This is a genomic window from Pseudomonas poae, assembly GCA_028869255.1.
GTDB classification, from domain to species: Bacteria; Pseudomonadota; Gammaproteobacteria; order Pseudomonadales; family Pseudomonadaceae; genus Aquipseudomonas; species Aquipseudomonas poae_C.
In genome coordinates, this window is record CP110972.1 from 3,791,091 (window position 1) to 3,804,378 (window position 13,288).

Annotated in this window: 17 protein-coding genes; 4 read left to right on the plus strand and 13 right to left on the minus strand. The window is 62.8% G+C overall.

Translation table 11 applies throughout. The features are described 5' to 3' along the window. Window positions 1-2 precede the first annotated feature (2 nt). The 9 genes from ccmI to ccmA form a co-directional block, all read right to left on the minus strand. On the minus strand, window positions 3-1,187 hold the full coding sequence (gene ccmI, locus LRS56_17030) for a c-type cytochrome biogenesis protein CcmI (GenBank protein ID WDU60581.1): 1,185 nt from the start codon (window positions 1,185-1,187) through the stop codon (window positions 3-5). Continuing rightward, complete coding sequence (locus LRS56_17035) at window positions 1,180-1,653, minus strand: cytochrome c-type biogenesis protein CcmH (protein WDU60582.1); 474 nt, start codon at window positions 1,651-1,653, stop codon at window positions 1,180-1,182. The genes ccmI and LRS56_17035 overlap by 8 nt, the downstream gene beginning before the upstream one ends. Continuing rightward, window positions 1,650-2,186: a DsbE family thiol:disulfide interchange protein gene (locus LRS56_17040; protein WDU60583.1), complete on the minus strand. Its 537-nt coding sequence runs from the start codon at window positions 2,184-2,186 to the stop codon at window positions 1,650-1,652. The genes LRS56_17035 and LRS56_17040 overlap by 4 nt, the downstream gene beginning before the upstream one ends. Then, window positions 2,183-4,171: a heme lyase CcmF/NrfE family subunit gene (locus tag LRS56_17045; protein WDU60584.1), complete on the minus strand. Its 1,989-nt coding sequence runs from the start codon at window positions 4,169-4,171 to the stop codon at window positions 2,183-2,185. The genes LRS56_17040 and LRS56_17045 overlap by 4 nt, the downstream gene beginning before the upstream one ends. A 3-nt stretch (window positions 4,172-4,174) precedes the next feature. Then, complete coding sequence (ccmE, locus tag LRS56_17050; protein WDU60585.1) at window positions 4,175-4,630, minus strand: cytochrome c maturation protein CcmE; 456 nt, start codon at window positions 4,628-4,630, stop codon at window positions 4,175-4,177. Continuing rightward, on the minus strand, window positions 4,627-4,803 hold the full coding sequence (gene ccmD / locus LRS56_17055) for a heme exporter protein CcmD (GenBank protein ID WDU60586.1): 177 nt from the start codon (window positions 4,801-4,803) through the stop codon (window positions 4,627-4,629). Before ccmD ends, ccmE begins: the two co-directional genes overlap by 4 nt. Continuing rightward, a complete protein-coding gene (locus LRS56_17060) occupies window positions 4,800-5,555 on the minus strand; it encodes a heme ABC transporter permease (protein ID WDU60587.1) in 756 nt (251 codons plus the stop codon). The genes ccmD and LRS56_17060 overlap by 4 nt, the downstream gene beginning before the upstream one ends. Window positions 5,556-5,639: 84 nt before the next feature. Beyond that, window positions 5,640-6,308: a heme exporter protein CcmB gene (gene ccmB, locus LRS56_17065; protein WDU60588.1), complete on the minus strand. Its 669-nt coding sequence runs from the start codon at window positions 6,306-6,308 to the stop codon at window positions 5,640-5,642. Further along, window positions 6,305-6,940 (minus strand): cytochrome c biogenesis heme-transporting ATPase CcmA, encoded by a 636-nt coding sequence (gene ccmA / locus LRS56_17070; GenBank protein WDU60589.1) that lies wholly within the window; start codon window positions 6,938-6,940, stop codon window positions 6,305-6,307. Before ccmA ends, ccmB begins: the two co-directional genes overlap by 4 nt. A gap of 200 nt (window positions 6,941-7,140) precedes the next feature. On the opposite strand from ccmA, the gene LRS56_17075 reads away from it, so the two are divergent. Both LRS56_17075 and LRS56_17080 read left to right on the plus strand, forming a co-directional pair. Next, window positions 7,141-8,718, plus strand: a complete 1,578-nt coding sequence (locus LRS56_17075; protein WDU60590.1) for a flagellar hook-length control protein FliK — start codon at window positions 7,141-7,143, stop codon at window positions 8,716-8,718. After that, window positions 8,715-9,044, plus strand: a complete 330-nt coding sequence (locus tag LRS56_17080; protein WDU60591.1) for an EscU/YscU/HrcU family type III secretion system export apparatus switch protein — start codon at window positions 8,715-8,717, stop codon at window positions 9,042-9,044. The genes LRS56_17075 and LRS56_17080 overlap by 4 nt, the downstream gene beginning before the upstream one ends. A 95-nt stretch (window positions 9,045-9,139) precedes the next feature. Here LRS56_17080 and LRS56_17085 read toward each other — a convergent pair whose 3' ends face one another. Together LRS56_17085 and moaB are read right to left on the minus strand one after the other, a co-directional pair. Then, entirely contained in the window at window positions 9,140-10,366 is a 1,227-nt protein-coding gene (locus tag LRS56_17085) for a molybdopterin molybdotransferase MoeA (protein WDU60592.1), read from the minus strand. Then, entirely contained in the window at window positions 10,350-10,889 is a 540-nt protein-coding gene (moaB, locus tag LRS56_17090) for a molybdenum cofactor biosynthesis protein B (protein WDU60593.1), read from the minus strand. Before moaB ends, LRS56_17085 begins: the two co-directional genes overlap by 17 nt. Before the next feature lie 76 nt (window positions 10,890-10,965). Here moaB and mobA point away from each other — a divergent pair, with 76 nt between their 5' ends. Together mobA and LRS56_17100 are read left to right on the plus strand one after the other, a co-directional pair. Further along, window positions 10,966-11,568, plus strand: coding sequence for a molybdenum cofactor guanylyltransferase MobA (gene mobA / locus LRS56_17095; protein WDU60594.1), 603 nt, complete (start codon window positions 10,966-10,968; stop codon window positions 11,566-11,568). 80 nt (window positions 11,569-11,648) lie between these two features. Continuing rightward, entirely contained in the window at window positions 11,649-11,870 is a 222-nt protein-coding gene (locus LRS56_17100) for a YgdI/YgdR family lipoprotein (protein WDU60595.1), read from the plus strand. A 57-nt stretch (window positions 11,871-11,927) separates the two neighbouring features. Here LRS56_17100 and LRS56_17105 read toward each other — a convergent pair whose 3' ends face one another. Both LRS56_17105 and LRS56_17110 read right to left on the minus strand, forming a co-directional pair. Next, window positions 11,928-12,818, minus strand: coding sequence for a pseudouridine synthase (locus tag LRS56_17105; GenBank protein ID WDU60596.1), 891 nt, complete (start codon window positions 12,816-12,818; stop codon window positions 11,928-11,930). A gap of 71 nt (window positions 12,819-12,889) precedes the next feature. Next, window positions 12,890-13,225: a transcriptional regulator gene (locus LRS56_17110; GenBank protein WDU60597.1), complete on the minus strand. Its 336-nt coding sequence runs from the start codon at window positions 13,223-13,225 to the stop codon at window positions 12,890-12,892. Between the last annotated feature and the right edge of the window lie 63 nt (window positions 13,226-13,288).

Here is a 13,288-nt window from a genome sequence, read left to right on the forward strand (position 1 = left end):
AATTATTTGTCCGGACTGTCGATGGTCAGCGGCTGTGTGGCAGTGGTGCTGCTGGCCAGGGGTTGGCTGCGGCCGATCCATTCGCCTGTAGTCGGTTGACCGGCCCGGGATATGCGCGCAACCAGTTGGACTTCAGGGAAGTTGGACAGTTTCAACTGCGGCATCATCGCATCGGCGTCGCCCAACTCGACGGTGACCGGCAGTTCGGCGACGGTCACGCGTTTGGCCGCCAGCGGCGCCGGCGGACCGTTTACCGCACGGGCGAAGATGAACACGCTGTCGGTGGGCAGGGCCTTGGCCTTCACTTCGGCGGACAGGTCCACACGCACTTTCATCACGGTTTTTTGCGCGACAGTACCGCCGCTCTCTTTGAGCTTTTCGGCCGCCCGGTCGATGCCGCCTTGCAGCGCCGCACGGGAGTTGTCTTGCGGTGGCAGTTGCGCCAACAGGCGGTTCCAGTAGTCGATCGCCTCTTGATAACGCTGGCCTTCAAAGGCAGCGATACCCAGCAGGCCGAGGCTGGTGACTTCCTTGGGGTCCAGCTTCAAGGCTTCATCGGTGAGCGCCTGCACCTTGGGCGACCACTGTTTGTTGTCGGCAAAGTACTGCGCCTGGGCCCACTGGCCAAGCAGTTCCGGCTGGCGGCCGGCCAGGGCCACGGTGCGTTCGAACACCTTGGCGGCATCGGCCGAGCGATCCTGGGCCATATAGGCGCGGCCGAGGAAGTACAAGCCTTCGGCCGAGTCCGGTTGGGCGGCGGCAGCGCGCTCCAGGCGGCGGGTCATGTCTTCCATGGACACCGGCGGCTGGGAGAATTCGCGGGTCAGTTCAACCTTGTCGCTGGCGCCAAAGTGCAGGTACAAGCCCAGGCCCAACACCGGCACCAGCACGGCGGCGAGCAACGGCAGCGGTTTGCCCAGGCGCGATTCGCGGGGCTTTTCCACACCTTCGGTATCGGCCAGCAATTCGCGGGCGGCCTCGGCGCGGCCGGTGTCGAGTTGCGCGGCGTTGAGCACGCCTTCGTCCTGCTGCACTTGCAGCTCGGCCACGCGCTCCTGGTAGAGCGCCACGTTCAGCGCGGTGCGGTCCTCCTCACGCTGGGCGCGGCGGCCGCGCAGTACAGGGATCAACAGAAAACTCAGGGCAATCAGAAGCAGCAAGCCGGCTGCGAGCCAGAAATCAATCATCAGTCTTGGTGTCCAGCAATTGGTCGAGGCGTTTACGCTCTTCAGGGGACAGCGCGTCGGAGCCATCGGTCGGCGCGACGCGGCGACGGCGTACGATCACCGCCATCACCACCACGCCGGCCAGCAACAGCCCGGCCGGGCCGAACCAGAGCAGCGCGGTCTTGCCGGTGAGGGCCGGTTTGTAGCGCACGAAATCACCGTAGCGGTCGACCATGAAGTCGATGATCTGCTGGTTGTCCTTGCCCTCCCCCAGCATGCGGAAAATCTCTTTGCGCAAGTCGGCGGCGATCGGCGCGTTGGAGTCGGCGATGTCCTGGTTCTGGCATTTGGGGCAGCGCAGTTCCTTGGTCAGTTCGCGGAAACGCTCGCGGTCGGCGTCCTTGGCAAACTCGTAAGTGTCGATGGCCGCCTGCGCGACGCCGACCAGTCCAAGTGCGAGAACAGCCGCAGCTAACAGACGCTTCATGGTTTGGCCTCGTCGACCAACGCCTGGTACTTGGCGGCCAGTTGCTCGCGCCACACCACTTCGTCGATCACGCCGACGTACTTGTCGCGGATCACGCCTTTGGCGTCGATAAAGAAGGTTTCCGGGGCGCCGTACACACCGAGATTCAACCCCAGATTGCCGTCTTCGTCGCGGATATCCAGTTGGTACGGGTTATGGAACTCGGCCAGCCACTTCAAGGCTGCCGCATTGTCGTCCTTGTAGTTGATCCCGTAGATAACCACGCCCTTTTCGGCCAGTTTGTTGAGCACCGGGTGTTCGACGCGGCAGGAGATGCACCAGGTGCCCCACACGTTGACCAGTGCCGGTTTGCCCAGCAGGTCGGCCTGGGTCAGGGTTTTGTCGCCCTGCACCGTCGGCAGCGAAAACGCCGGGAACGGTTTGCCGATCATCGCCGAAGGCAACTCGGCCGGGTCCAGATACAACCCGCGATACAGAAACACCGCGACCACCAGAAATGCCGCCAGCGGCAATACCATCAACCAACGCTTCATGCCGCCGCTCCCTGCATACCGAGGGCTTCACGCACCCGGCTTTTCACTTTGACCCGATAACGCCGGTCCAGCGCGGCCAGCAAACCACCAAAGCCTGTGAGCAAGCCGCCGAACCAGATCCAGCGCACAAACGGCTTCACATGCACGCGCACTGCCCAGGCGCCCTCGCCCAACGGTTCACCCAATGCAACATAGAGGTCGCGGGTGAAACCGGCGTCGATCCCGGCTTCGGTCATCATCGAACTCTGCACCGTGTACAAGCGTTTTTCCGGGTGCAGCACGGCGATTTCCTTGCCGTTGCGCACCACGCGCACGGTGCCTTTGTCTGACGTGAAATTCGGCCCTTCGAAGTGCTTGGCGCCCTCGAAGATGAAGTGGTAACCGGCCAGGTCCATGGACTCGCCCGGTGCCAGGCGCAGGTCACGCTCGGCGCTGTTCTGACTGGACAGGACCACACCCAGGGCGCATACGGCGATGCCGATGTGGGCGATCTGCATACCCCAATAGCTGCGGGTCAAGGTCGGCAAGCCTTTGATCAAGCCTTTGTGCCGGGTCTTGTCGACGATGTCGCGCACACCGGCCAGCAACACCCAGGCGGCCAGCAGGAAGGTGGCAAGCACCGCCCAATTGAAGTCGCCGTAGGCAAACCCGGCGATCACCGCCAACGCCACACTGCCCAGCAGCACCGGCATCAGCATGCCGGCCAGCCATTTCACCGGGGTGTCTTTCCAGCGCACCAGCATGCCGACGGCCATCACCACCATCAACAGGCCCATCAACGGGATGAACAACGCGTTGAAATACGGCGGGCCGACGGACAGCTTGGCGCCGCTCAAGGCATCCAGCACCAGCGGGTACAGGGTGCCGAGCAGGATCATCGATGCAGCCACCACCAGCACCAGGTTATTGCCCAGCAGCAGGGTTTCCCGCGACCACAGGTTAAAACCGACCTGGCTCTTGACCACCGGCGCACGCAACGCAAACAGCGTCAGTGAGCCGCCGACCACAAACAGCAGGAAGATCAGGATGAACACGCCGCGCTCAGGGTCGGACGCAAACGCATGCACCGAGGTCAGCACACCTGAACGCACAAGGAATGTGCCGAGCAGGCTGAGGGAAAACGCCGCGATGGCCAGCAACACGGTCCAGCTTTTGAACACGCCGCGCTTTTCGGTGACGGCCAGCGAGTGAATCAGCGCCGTGCCGACCAGCCATGGCATAAAGGAGGCGTTTTCCACCGGGTCCCAGAACCACCAGCCGCCCCAGCCGAGTTCGTAATACGCCCACCACGAGCCCAGGGTGATACCAATCCCGAGGAAGGCCCAGGCGACGATGGTCCACGGCCGCGACCAGCGCGCCCACGCCGCATCAAGGCGCCCGCCGAGCAAGGCGGCGATGGCGAAGGCGAACGCGACCGAGAAACCCACGTAACCCATATAGAGCATCGGCGGATGCACGATCAGGCCGATGTCCTGCAGCAGCGGGTTGAGGTCATGCCCGTCCGCCGGGATCTGCGGCAGGATGCGGCTGAAGGGGTTGGAGGTCATGATCAAAAACAGCAGGAAGCCGATGCTGATCATGCCCATCACCGCCAGCACACGGGCCAGCATCACTTGCGGCAATTGGCGCGAGAACACCGACACGGCAAAGGTCCAGCCGCCGAGGATCAACGCCCACAGCAGCAACGACCCTTCGTGGGCGCCCCACACGGCGCTGAACTTGTAGTACCAGGGCAGTGCGCTGTTGGAGTTATTGGCCACATAGGCGACGGAAAAGTCGTCGGTCATAAAGGCGTAGGTCAGGCAGCCAAACGCGAAGACCAGGAACGCAAACTGACCCCAGGCGGCCGGCTGCGCCAGGCTCATCCACAGGCGGTCGCCGCGCCAGGCCCCGAGTAACGGCACCACGGCCTGGACGATGGCAAAACACAGGGCGAGGATCATCGCCAACTGGCCCAGTTCCGGAATAAACAATGCGGACGTCATGGCTTAGCCCTCCTTGGCAGGTGTTGGAGCCGACTGGCCGCTGTCTTTCAGGGCCTTGGTGACTTCCGGCGGCATGTATTTCTCATCGTGCTTGGCCAGCACCTCATCGGCCGCCACCACGCCGTCGGCGTTGAGCTTGCCCAGGGCGACGATGCCCTGGCCTTCGCGGAACAGGTCCGGGAGGATGCCACGGTAGGTGATAGTCACAGCCTTGTTGAAGTCAGTGACCACAAAGGTCACGTCGAGGGAGTCACCGGAACGCTTCAGCGAGCCCTTCTCCACCATGCCGCCGGCGCGAATTCGCGTATCAACCGGGGCTTCGCCATTAGCGATCTGGGTCGGGGTGTAAAACAGGTTGATGTTCTGCTGCAGGGCGCTCAAGGCCAGGGTCACGGCAATGCCGACGCCGGCCAGGATGGCAAGGATGATCAACAGACGCTTTCTACGCAGCGGATTCACTTTTCGGTCTCCCGGCGCAAACGACGCGCCTCTTGTTGCAGGTAACGCTTGCGGGCCAGGATCGGCGCGGCGACGTTGAGGGCCAGCACTGCCAGGCAGATGCCATAGGCCGTCCAGACATACAGGCCGTGATGACCCATGGCGAGAAAATCACTGAAAGAGTTGAAACTCATCCCCGCGCTCCCAGGCTGTTTTGCACTTGCGCCTTGACCCAGCTGGTGCGGGCTTCACGCTTGAGTACTTCGAGGCGCATGCGCATCAGCAGCACGGCGCCGAAGAAACAGTAGAAGCCCAGCACCATCAGCAGCAGCGGCGCCCACATTTCCACGGGCATTGCCGGTTTTTCGGTGAGGGTGAAGGTGGCGCTCTGGTGCAGGGTGTTCCACCACTGCACCGAGTATTTGATGATCGGGATGTTGATCACGCCGACGATCGCCAGCACCGCACAGGCTTTGGCGGCGCTGTCGCGGTTGCTGATGGCGTTGCCCAAAGCGATCAAGCCGAAGTACAGAAACAGCAGGATCAACATGGAGGTTAGTCGCGCATCCCACACCCACCACGAGCCCCAGGTGGGTTTGCCCCAGATCGCGCCGGTGACCAGCGCCACGGCAGTCATCCACGCACCGATGGGCGCGGCGCATTGCAGGGCCACGTCGGCGAGTTTCATCTTCCACACCAGGCCCACCACGCCACACACCGCCAGCATCACGTAGCAGGACTGCGCCAGCATCGCGGCGGGCACGTGGATATAGATGATGCGAAAGCTGTTGCCCTGCTGGTAATCCGGCGGCGCGAAGGCCAGGCCCCAGACCAGGCCGATGCCGATCAGCAACGCGGCGGCGACGCTCAACCACGGCAGCAGCTTGCCACTGATGCCATAGAACCATTTGGGCGAGCCGAGCTTGTGAAACCAGGTCCAGTTCATTGCTGTTTCTCACGGTTGCTTCTCGTCATTGCGAGAAGCGTAGGGTCTTTACTGACCCAGCGTATAACGCCGGGTCAGACCTCATTATTCGCCGACGCTGATCTTCAGGCCGGCCGCTATAGCAAAGGGTGTCAGGGTTACCGCCAGGGCGGTCAGGCTACCAAGCCACAGGAGGTAACCGGTCGCCGGCATGCCCATGAGCGCGGCCTGCAAGGCGCCGCTGCCCAGGATCAACACCGGGATATACAAAGGCAGAATCAGCAGGGCCAGCAACAGGCCACCGCGCTTCAAACCGACGGTCAACGCTGCGCCCACCGCCCCCAACAGGCTGAGCACCGGCGTACCGAGCAACAAGGACAGGAGCAACACCGGCAGGCATTCAGCGGGCAAGCCCAGCATCATCGCCAGCAGCGGCGAGAGCAAGACTAGCGCCAAGCCGGAAAAAGCCCAGTGTGCCAGCACCTTGGCCAGTACCAGAAGTGGCAGAGGGTGCGACGAAAGGACCCACTGTTCAAGGGAACCGTCTTCGAAATCACTGCGAAACAGCCCGTCCAGCGAGAGCAACACCGATAACAGCGCGGCGACCCACACCAGTCCTGGGGACAAGGTTTGCAACAGTTTAGTCTCGGGCCCGACCGCCAACGGAAACAACGCGATGACGATGGCGAAGAATACCAGCGGGTTGGCCAACTCAGCCGGGCGACGACACAGCAACCGCGCTTCGCGGGAAACCAACAGGGCAAACACGCTCATAGCGACCACCGGCCCAGGTCGAGGTCACGGTAACCGGCGGGCACACGCGTGAGGGTATGGTGAGTGGTCAGTACGATCAAACCGCCCTGCTCGCAATGTTGGGCCAGGTGTTCTTCCAACTGGGCGACGCCTTGTTTGTCGAGGGCGGTAAAGGGCTCGTCGAGAATCCACAGCAGCGGGCCGGGCAGATACAACCGCGCCAGGGCCACGCGGCGCTGTTGGCCGGCGGACAGGGTGTGGCAGGGCACGTCTTCGAAACCCTTGAGACCGACGGCGGCCAGGGCCTGCCAGATGGCGTCGCGGGACGCCGGGTGATGCAGGGCGCTGAGCCAGCTGAGGTTTTCTTCTGCGCTCAGCACGTCCTTGATGCCGGCGGCGTGGCCGATCCAGATCAGGTTACGGGCGAGTTCGCTGCGTTGCTCGTTGAGGGGCTTGCCGTTGAGTCGTACCTCACCGGCCGTCGGCTGCATCAAACCGGCCAGCAGGCGCAGCAAACTGGTCTTGCCACTGCCGTTGGGGCCGCTGATTTGCACCATGTCGCCGCCCGCCAGACGCAGTTCGAGGTGTTCGAACAGCAGGCGCAGGTCACGCTCACAGGCAAGCGCTACGGCTTCAAGAAGAGGGCTGGTCAAGAGATCGCGGGCCTTTACGGTTCAAGTCGGCGGTGCAGCGGCCGTTATAGAAAGATGCACAATAACGGCTTTGGCGACCGATTTTAGAGAGCTGGATCAAATAGTTGTGAGGTTTTTACCGCTCTCTTTGCAGACGGGCGGCATTATACATGCGATGCCCTACTCTAAAGAGGGCAATTTCCCCAGAGACGAAGCGCGCGATGACCGGTGAGATCAACCTTCCGACCCTTCCACCCGCCCCGGCAACCGGGCCCAGCCCCGTGCCTGCGACCGGTGAATTGCTGAAACTGCTCGAGCCGCAGATCGGCTTGATCGACCCCGGAAAAACCGCGAACGCGCAAGTGATTGGCCTTAAACAAGGCGGTGAAGCCTTTCAGTTGCTGCTCAAGCTGACACTGGAAGGTGGCCGCCAGACCCTGGTGCAGGCCAGCAGCGCCCAGCCGCTGCCGCTGGGCAGCAATGTGGCGGTGAGCCAGACGCCCGCCGGCAACCTGACCCTCAGCTTGCAACAGGCCATGAGCGCCAACGTCGCCGCCCTCACCCGCATCGACACCAACCAGATGCCGGTGGGCACGCTGTTGCAGGCCAAGGTGCTGACCACGCAGATGCTGCCGCAGGGCACGGCGCAACCGGCGATCTACCGCTCCTTGGTGACCGTGCTCAACAATGCCCTGGCGGGTGCGACGCTGACGGTAGAAAGCCCGCAGCCCCTGCGCGTCGGCAGTTTGCTCAGTGCCGTGGTGCAAACCCCACACACCCTGAGCTTTGTGCCGTTGAGCGGGCTCAAGGATCAACTGGCGGTCACACAACAACTGGCCACCCAGCAAAGTCGCCAGGGTTCGCTGGATGCCGTGTTCAACGCCATCCAGAACCTGCCGCGTGGCGACAGCACCTCCGCCGACCTGCGCGCAGCAGCCGACCGACTGCTGGCGGCCTTGCCCGACCTGGCGCAAGTCAGTAATCCCAAGGTGCTGGCACAAGTGGTGCAAAACAGCGGCGCGTTTCTGGAAGCCAAATTACTCGCCGGGCAAAACCCGCAAGTGCCGCCACTGGACATGAAGGGCGCCTTGCTGCGCCTGGTCGCGGATTTAGTGCCCGCCCTGCCTGCCAGCACCAACCTCAATGCCATCCTCGCCGCCAATACCCTGGCTCAGGTGCTGCCGAACTTTGTGCGCAGCCCGCTGAACACCCTCGGCCAGGTCAGCGCTCGCCAAGCACCGGCCAGCTTCCCGCTGCCCGAGCGGTTGATGGCGAAACTGGAAGGCGAAGGCGACCTGGAAAACCTGCTGCGCCTGGCCGCCGGGGCAATTTCACGCTTGCAGAGCCATCAATTGTCGAGCCTGGAACAAACCGGCACTACCGCCGATGGCCGCCTGCAAACCACCTGGCAACTGGAGATCCCCATGCGCACCTTGCAGGACATCGTGCCGCTGCAGGTCAAGTTCCAGCGTGAAGAACCCGCGGCGGACAAGGACCAACCCGACCGTAAAGACAAGAAAGACCCAAAACAGATGCTCTGGCGCGTGGAGCTGGCCTTCGACATGGAGCCACTGGGGCCGTTGCAGGTTCAGGCTCAACTGACCCAGGGCAAACTGTCCAGCCAGCTGTGGGCCACGCGACCGTTCACCGCCAGCCTGATCGAAAGCCATTTGGGCAACTTGCGCGAACGCCTGGTGACCTCGGGCATCAACGTCGGCGACCTCGATTGCCACCTCGGCACGCCACCACGCGGGCCGAAAACCGGACTGGAGCAACGCTGGGTGGATGAAACCGCATGAAGAACCCTACCCCACCGCGCCAGGCGATTGCCCTCAAGTACGACGGCCAACAAGCCCCGACCCTGACTGCCAAGGGCGACGATGCCCTGGCCGAAGCGATCCTGAAACTGGCGCGGGAAAATGAAGTCCCGATCTATGAAAACGCCGAGCTGGTGAAACTGCTGGCGCGCATGGAATTGGGTGACAGTATTCCGGAGGAGCTGTACCGCACCATCGCCGAGATTATTGCGTTTGCGTGGACATTGAAGGGCAAGTTCCCGGTCGGCTATGACCCGGATGCGGGGCCGGTGGAGCGGGATGTGACTGAGCGTGGGGATGATTACTGAATTCTCAAAGGTCTACCAAAATCTAAATGTGGGAGCTGGCTTGCCTGCGATGGCGCCATCGCAGGCAAGCCAGCTCCCACAGTCGATCTCTATTGTCAGTTCAATACTTCACTGAGCGGGATGAAATTGACCCGATCCCCCATCTCCAGCGTCGTCCCCTCCAACACCTCCACAAACCCCTGCGCCCACGCCGCGCTGCGCAGCACGCCGGAGCTCTGGTTGCGGTAGATGATCGCCTTGCCCTGCTCGATGCGCGCACGCAGATACTCACGACGGTTGCCCGGTTTGGGCCAGGTGAAGCCCACCGGCACTTCGAAACGCAGCGGCTCCACATCCGCCACACCTTGGCGGCGCAGTAGATAAGGCCGGGCCAGCAGCGCGAACGTCACCAGCGTCGAGGCCGGATTACCCGGCAGGCCGATCACCGGCACACCACGGAAGTGCCCGAAGGTCAGCGGCTTGCCCGGTTTGATCGCAAGTTTCCACAGGGCCAATTCGCCCTCTTCGCGCAAGGCGATGCCCAGGAAGTCCGCCTCGCCCACTGACACCCCGCCGGTAGACAGGATCAGGTCGGCCGCGCCCAGGCTCGCCAGGCGGGCACGGGTCTGTTCCAGATCATCCGGCAGGATGCCGGCGTCGATCACCTCACAGCCCATGCGCTCCAGCCAAGAGCACAGCACACGGCGATTGCTGTTGTAGATCTGCCCCGGCCCCAGCGGCAAGCCAGGCTCGATCAACTCGTCACCGGTAGACAGCACGGCCACTCGCGGTCGGCGGATCACGCTCAGGCTGGCGTGCCCCAGGGAGGCGGCCAGGCCCAGTTCGATAGGGCCCAGGCGTGTTCCGGCGCTGAGCACCAACTCGCCAACGGTGGTTTCCTGGCCTTGCGGGCGGATGTTCTGGCCGACCTGCAACGGCTCGCTGAAGCTCACGCGCTGGTCGGCGTGGACCACGGCGTTCTCCTGCATCTCCACGCAATCCGCGCCTTCGGGTACCGGCGCTCCGGTGAAGATGCGGGCGCAGGTGCCGGCCGCCAAGGGTTGCGGCGCCTGGCCGGCGAAGATGCGCTGGCTGACCACCAGCGGCTCACCGGCCCAGTCCGACAGGCGCAGGGCATAACCGTCCATGGCGCTGTTGGGCCAGGGCGGCAGGTCGAAGGTAGAGATCAGGTCCTGGGCCAGCACGCGGCCGTCGCACTCGGCCAGCGGCAGTCCATTTTGCTCACGGATCGGCGCCGCTTCGGCCATGTCGAGCAATTGGCGCAGCGCGTCTTCCACCGGCATCAGGGCACCGGTCTTGCCGGGCTTACCCACGCGATTCACAGGGTTCAGCCTGCTTCAGGTGCGGCACGAAGTTGCACGGGCGGTGGCGGTTATCCAGTTGCTCGGCGAGGATGCCATCCCAACCGGTGCGCACCGCATTGGTGGAACCCGGCAAGCAGCACACCAGCGTGCCATTGGCCAGGCCGGCCAGGGCGCGGGATTGCACGGTGGAGGTGCCGATATCGGCCACGGAGATCTGCCGGAACAGTTCGCCAAAGCCATCGACTTGCTTGTCCAGCAGGCAGCTTACAGCCTCGGGCGTGCTGTCGCGGCCGGTGAAGCCGGTGCCGCCGGTGATCAGCACCACTTGCACCACGTCTTCGGCGATCCAGTGGGCGACCTGGGCGCGGATCTTGTAGAGGTCGTCCTTGAGCAGCACACGCTCGGCCAGGTTGTGGCCGGCGGCGGTCAGGCGGTCGACGAAGACCTGGCCGGAGGTGTCGGTTTCGAGGGTACGGGTGTCGCTGACGGTCAACACAGCGATATTCAGGGGTACAAAGGGCGCATCGGCCTTGGCTTTCATGGCAGGGTCCGGTTGTCGAAGGAACAGCCCGGTGTTATATCACAGGGCCCTATTTACCTGCCGCAGCGGAACCGCCATGTCTTTCGATTCTTCGCCCCTGCCCTGTTCGATTCTGCTGTTGGCCGGTGGCCGCGGCCAACGCATGGGCGGCCAGGACAAGGGTTTGTTGCAATGGCGTGGCCAGCCGTTGATTGCCCATTTGCAACGCCTGACCCGCCCACTGACCGATGACCTGATCATCTCCTGCAACCGCAACCATGACCGCTACCGGCCCTACGCCGACCAGTTGGTGAGCGACGACAGCCCGGACTTCCCCGGCCCGCTCGCGGGCATCCGGGCCGGACTCGCGGCTGCGCGTGGTGCGCATTTGCTGGTACTGCCGTGTGACGTTCCAAACATCGACGTAGGACTACTCACCGACCTGCGTGAGACTGCACGCCGCAACCCGCTGCTGCCGGTCATGGTGCGTCATGGGGCATTCTGGGAACCCTTGATCTGCATCATCCCCACCGGCCTGCAAACCCAGATAGAACGGGCCTGGGACGCCGGTGAACGGAGCCCGCGCAAGATCCTGCTGCAACTGAGTGGCGTGGGCCTGGAATGCCCAGAGGATGACCCACGCCTGGCCAACCTTAATACCCCCGAGCTGTTGCACCCGGGGTCCGACGTGTCAGAATGAACGTTCGCATAAGGAACTTTGGCGACGTGTCACGCGTCACAAGGTCAGCAATTAAAAAGTATTCTCTCGGAGACAAACTCATGACTCAACGGACCATCGCCGCTCTCATGCTTGCACTGGGCCTCGCTACCCTCGCCGGTTGCGCCTCGCCTACAGTGATCACCCTGAATGACGGTCGCGAAATCCAGGCCGTCGACACCCCTAAATTCGACAAGGATTCGGGCTTCTACGAGTTCGAACAACTGGACGGCAAGCAGACCCGTATCAACAAGGATCAGGTCCGCACCGTTAAAGATCTGTAAGCCTCAAACGCTTGCCACCAAGGCCCGCCTCGTGCGGGCCTTGTCGTTTGCGCAGGGTTACCAGTCGAGGGTGATCCGGCTGCTGAAGTGGCGTTCCTCGCCCGTCACGGGGTCGACAAACCGCACGCCCTGGGCCAGCAATTTCAGCGGGTTGGCGTAGTCGTCCACGGCATCCTTGAGCACATCGGGGTAGAACGGGTCGTTACAGATACTCGCCCCCAGCGCGGTCATGTGCACGCGCAGCTGGTGCTTCTTGCCGGTCACGGGGAACAGGCCATAGCGCCATAAATCGCGGTTTTTTTCGCGCACCTGCACGCCGGTCTCGGTGTTACTGGCGCCCGCGCCTTCTTGCATGCGAAAGAAGGGTTCGCCCTCCACCAAGCGGCTTTTGTGCACCAGGGGGAAGGTCAGGTTCGGTAAGGCAGGGGCGATGGCTTCGTAGAATTTATCGATGCGGCGTGTGGGAAACAGCTGCTGATACGCCGAGCGGCTGGCCGGGTTGGCCGAGAACAGCACCAGGCCCGCCGTATGCCGGTCGATACGATGCAGGGGCACCAGCGCAGGGTTGTCCAGGCGACGAATCAGGCGGCGCAACAGGGTTTGCTCGACGTATTCACCGGCCGGGGTCACGGGCAGGAAATGCGGTTTGTCGGCGACCACCAGATGCTCGTCGGCGTACAGGATGTTTTCCTGCACCGGGATCACCTTTTCGTTCGGCACTTCACGAAAGTAGTAGATGCACAGACCTTCCTTGTAGGCCAGGTCCAGGCGGATCGGGCTGCCGTGGATATCCAGCACCCGGCCTCGGGCGATGCGGTCCAACCAGTGTTCACGGCTGATCGCCGGGAAGTGCTCGCACAGGCAATCCAACACCGTCGCCCACGGGCCAGGTGGCAAATAAAGCGTGCTCGCTTGATGCTGGGACGCGGAAAAACCGAAAGTGGACATGAAATGCTCGAAGCCTGGGAAAACAGGCCGGCATTATCCCGCATGGAGCGGGATGGAGCCTAGGGCGGATCTCAGGCTTTGATCAATTCGGCCCTCAGGATCGGCGAAGCACTGGCGGCCTCGGTGAACTCCTTGAGCCAACGCAGCACATCCACCGCCTCCCAGCGGCCGGGGTCATACAGCGCGTACAGCAAGCCCTGGTAACCCACCACATCCAGCTGCTTGTGGTAGCCGGCGCGCTGGAACAACGCCTCGATCTCCGCAAAGCAGGTGTTGAAATGCACTTTGTTAAACGGCGTCTTGCCTTCCGTGACCAGGCCGTCGAGGCGCAGCTCGTTCACCGCGTCGCGCACGACGTCGGCGGACATGCGATTGACGCTGCTTTTCAGTTGTTCAACATTCACCACGGGCGTTCCCTCTATTCAATCGCTGTACAAACATACAGTAACTTAATATTTGGAAAGCCGCTA

What these genes read in the sequence shown, in the direction of transcription:
- LRS56_17035 (WDU60582.1), bottom strand. Translation starts at nt 1,653, where the DNA reads ATGAAGCGTCTGTTAGCTGCGGCTGTTCTCGCACTTGGACTGGTCGGC.
- LRS56_17040 (WDU60583.1), bottom strand. Translation starts at nt 2,186, where the DNA reads ATGAAGCGTTGGTTGATGGTATTGCCGCTGGCGGCATTTCTGGTGGTC.
- LRS56_17100 (WDU60595.1), top strand. Translation starts at nt 11,649, where the DNA reads ATGACTCAACGGACCATCGCCGCTCTCATGCTTGCACTGGGCCTCGCT.
- ccmD (WDU60586.1), bottom strand. Translation starts at nt 4,803, where the DNA reads ATGAGTTTCAACTCTTTCAGTGATTTTCTCGCCATGGGTCATCACGGC.
- LRS56_17060 (WDU60587.1), bottom strand. Translation starts at nt 5,555, where the DNA reads ATGAACTGGACCTGGTTTCACAAGCTCGGCTCGCCCAAATGGTTCTAT.
- LRS56_17080 (WDU60591.1), top strand. Translation starts at nt 8,715, where the DNA reads ATGAAGAACCCTACCCCACCGCGCCAGGCGATTGCCCTCAAGTACGAC.
- LRS56_17105 (WDU60596.1), bottom strand. Translation starts at nt 12,818, where the DNA reads ATGTCCACTTTCGGTTTTTCCGCGTCCCAGCATCAAGCGAGCACGCTT.
- LRS56_17075 (WDU60590.1), top strand. Translation starts at nt 7,141, where the DNA reads ATGACCGGTGAGATCAACCTTCCGACCCTTCCACCCGCCCCGGCAACC.
- moaB (WDU60593.1), bottom strand. Translation starts at nt 10,889, where the DNA reads ATGAAAGCCAAGGCCGATGCGCCCTTTGTACCCCTGAATATCGCTGTG.
- ccmI (WDU60581.1), bottom strand. Translation starts at nt 1,187, where the DNA reads ATGATTGATTTCTGGCTCGCAGCCGGCTTGCTGCTTCTGATTGCCCTG.
- mobA (WDU60594.1), top strand. Translation starts at nt 10,966, where the DNA reads ATGTCTTTCGATTCTTCGCCCCTGCCCTGTTCGATTCTGCTGTTGGCC.
- ccmB (WDU60588.1), bottom strand. Translation starts at nt 6,308, where the DNA reads ATGAGCGTGTTTGCCCTGTTGGTTTCCCGCGAAGCGCGGTTGCTGTGT.
- LRS56_17045 (WDU60584.1), bottom strand. Translation starts at nt 4,171, where the DNA reads ATGACGTCCGCATTGTTTATTCCGGAACTGGGCCAGTTGGCGATGATC.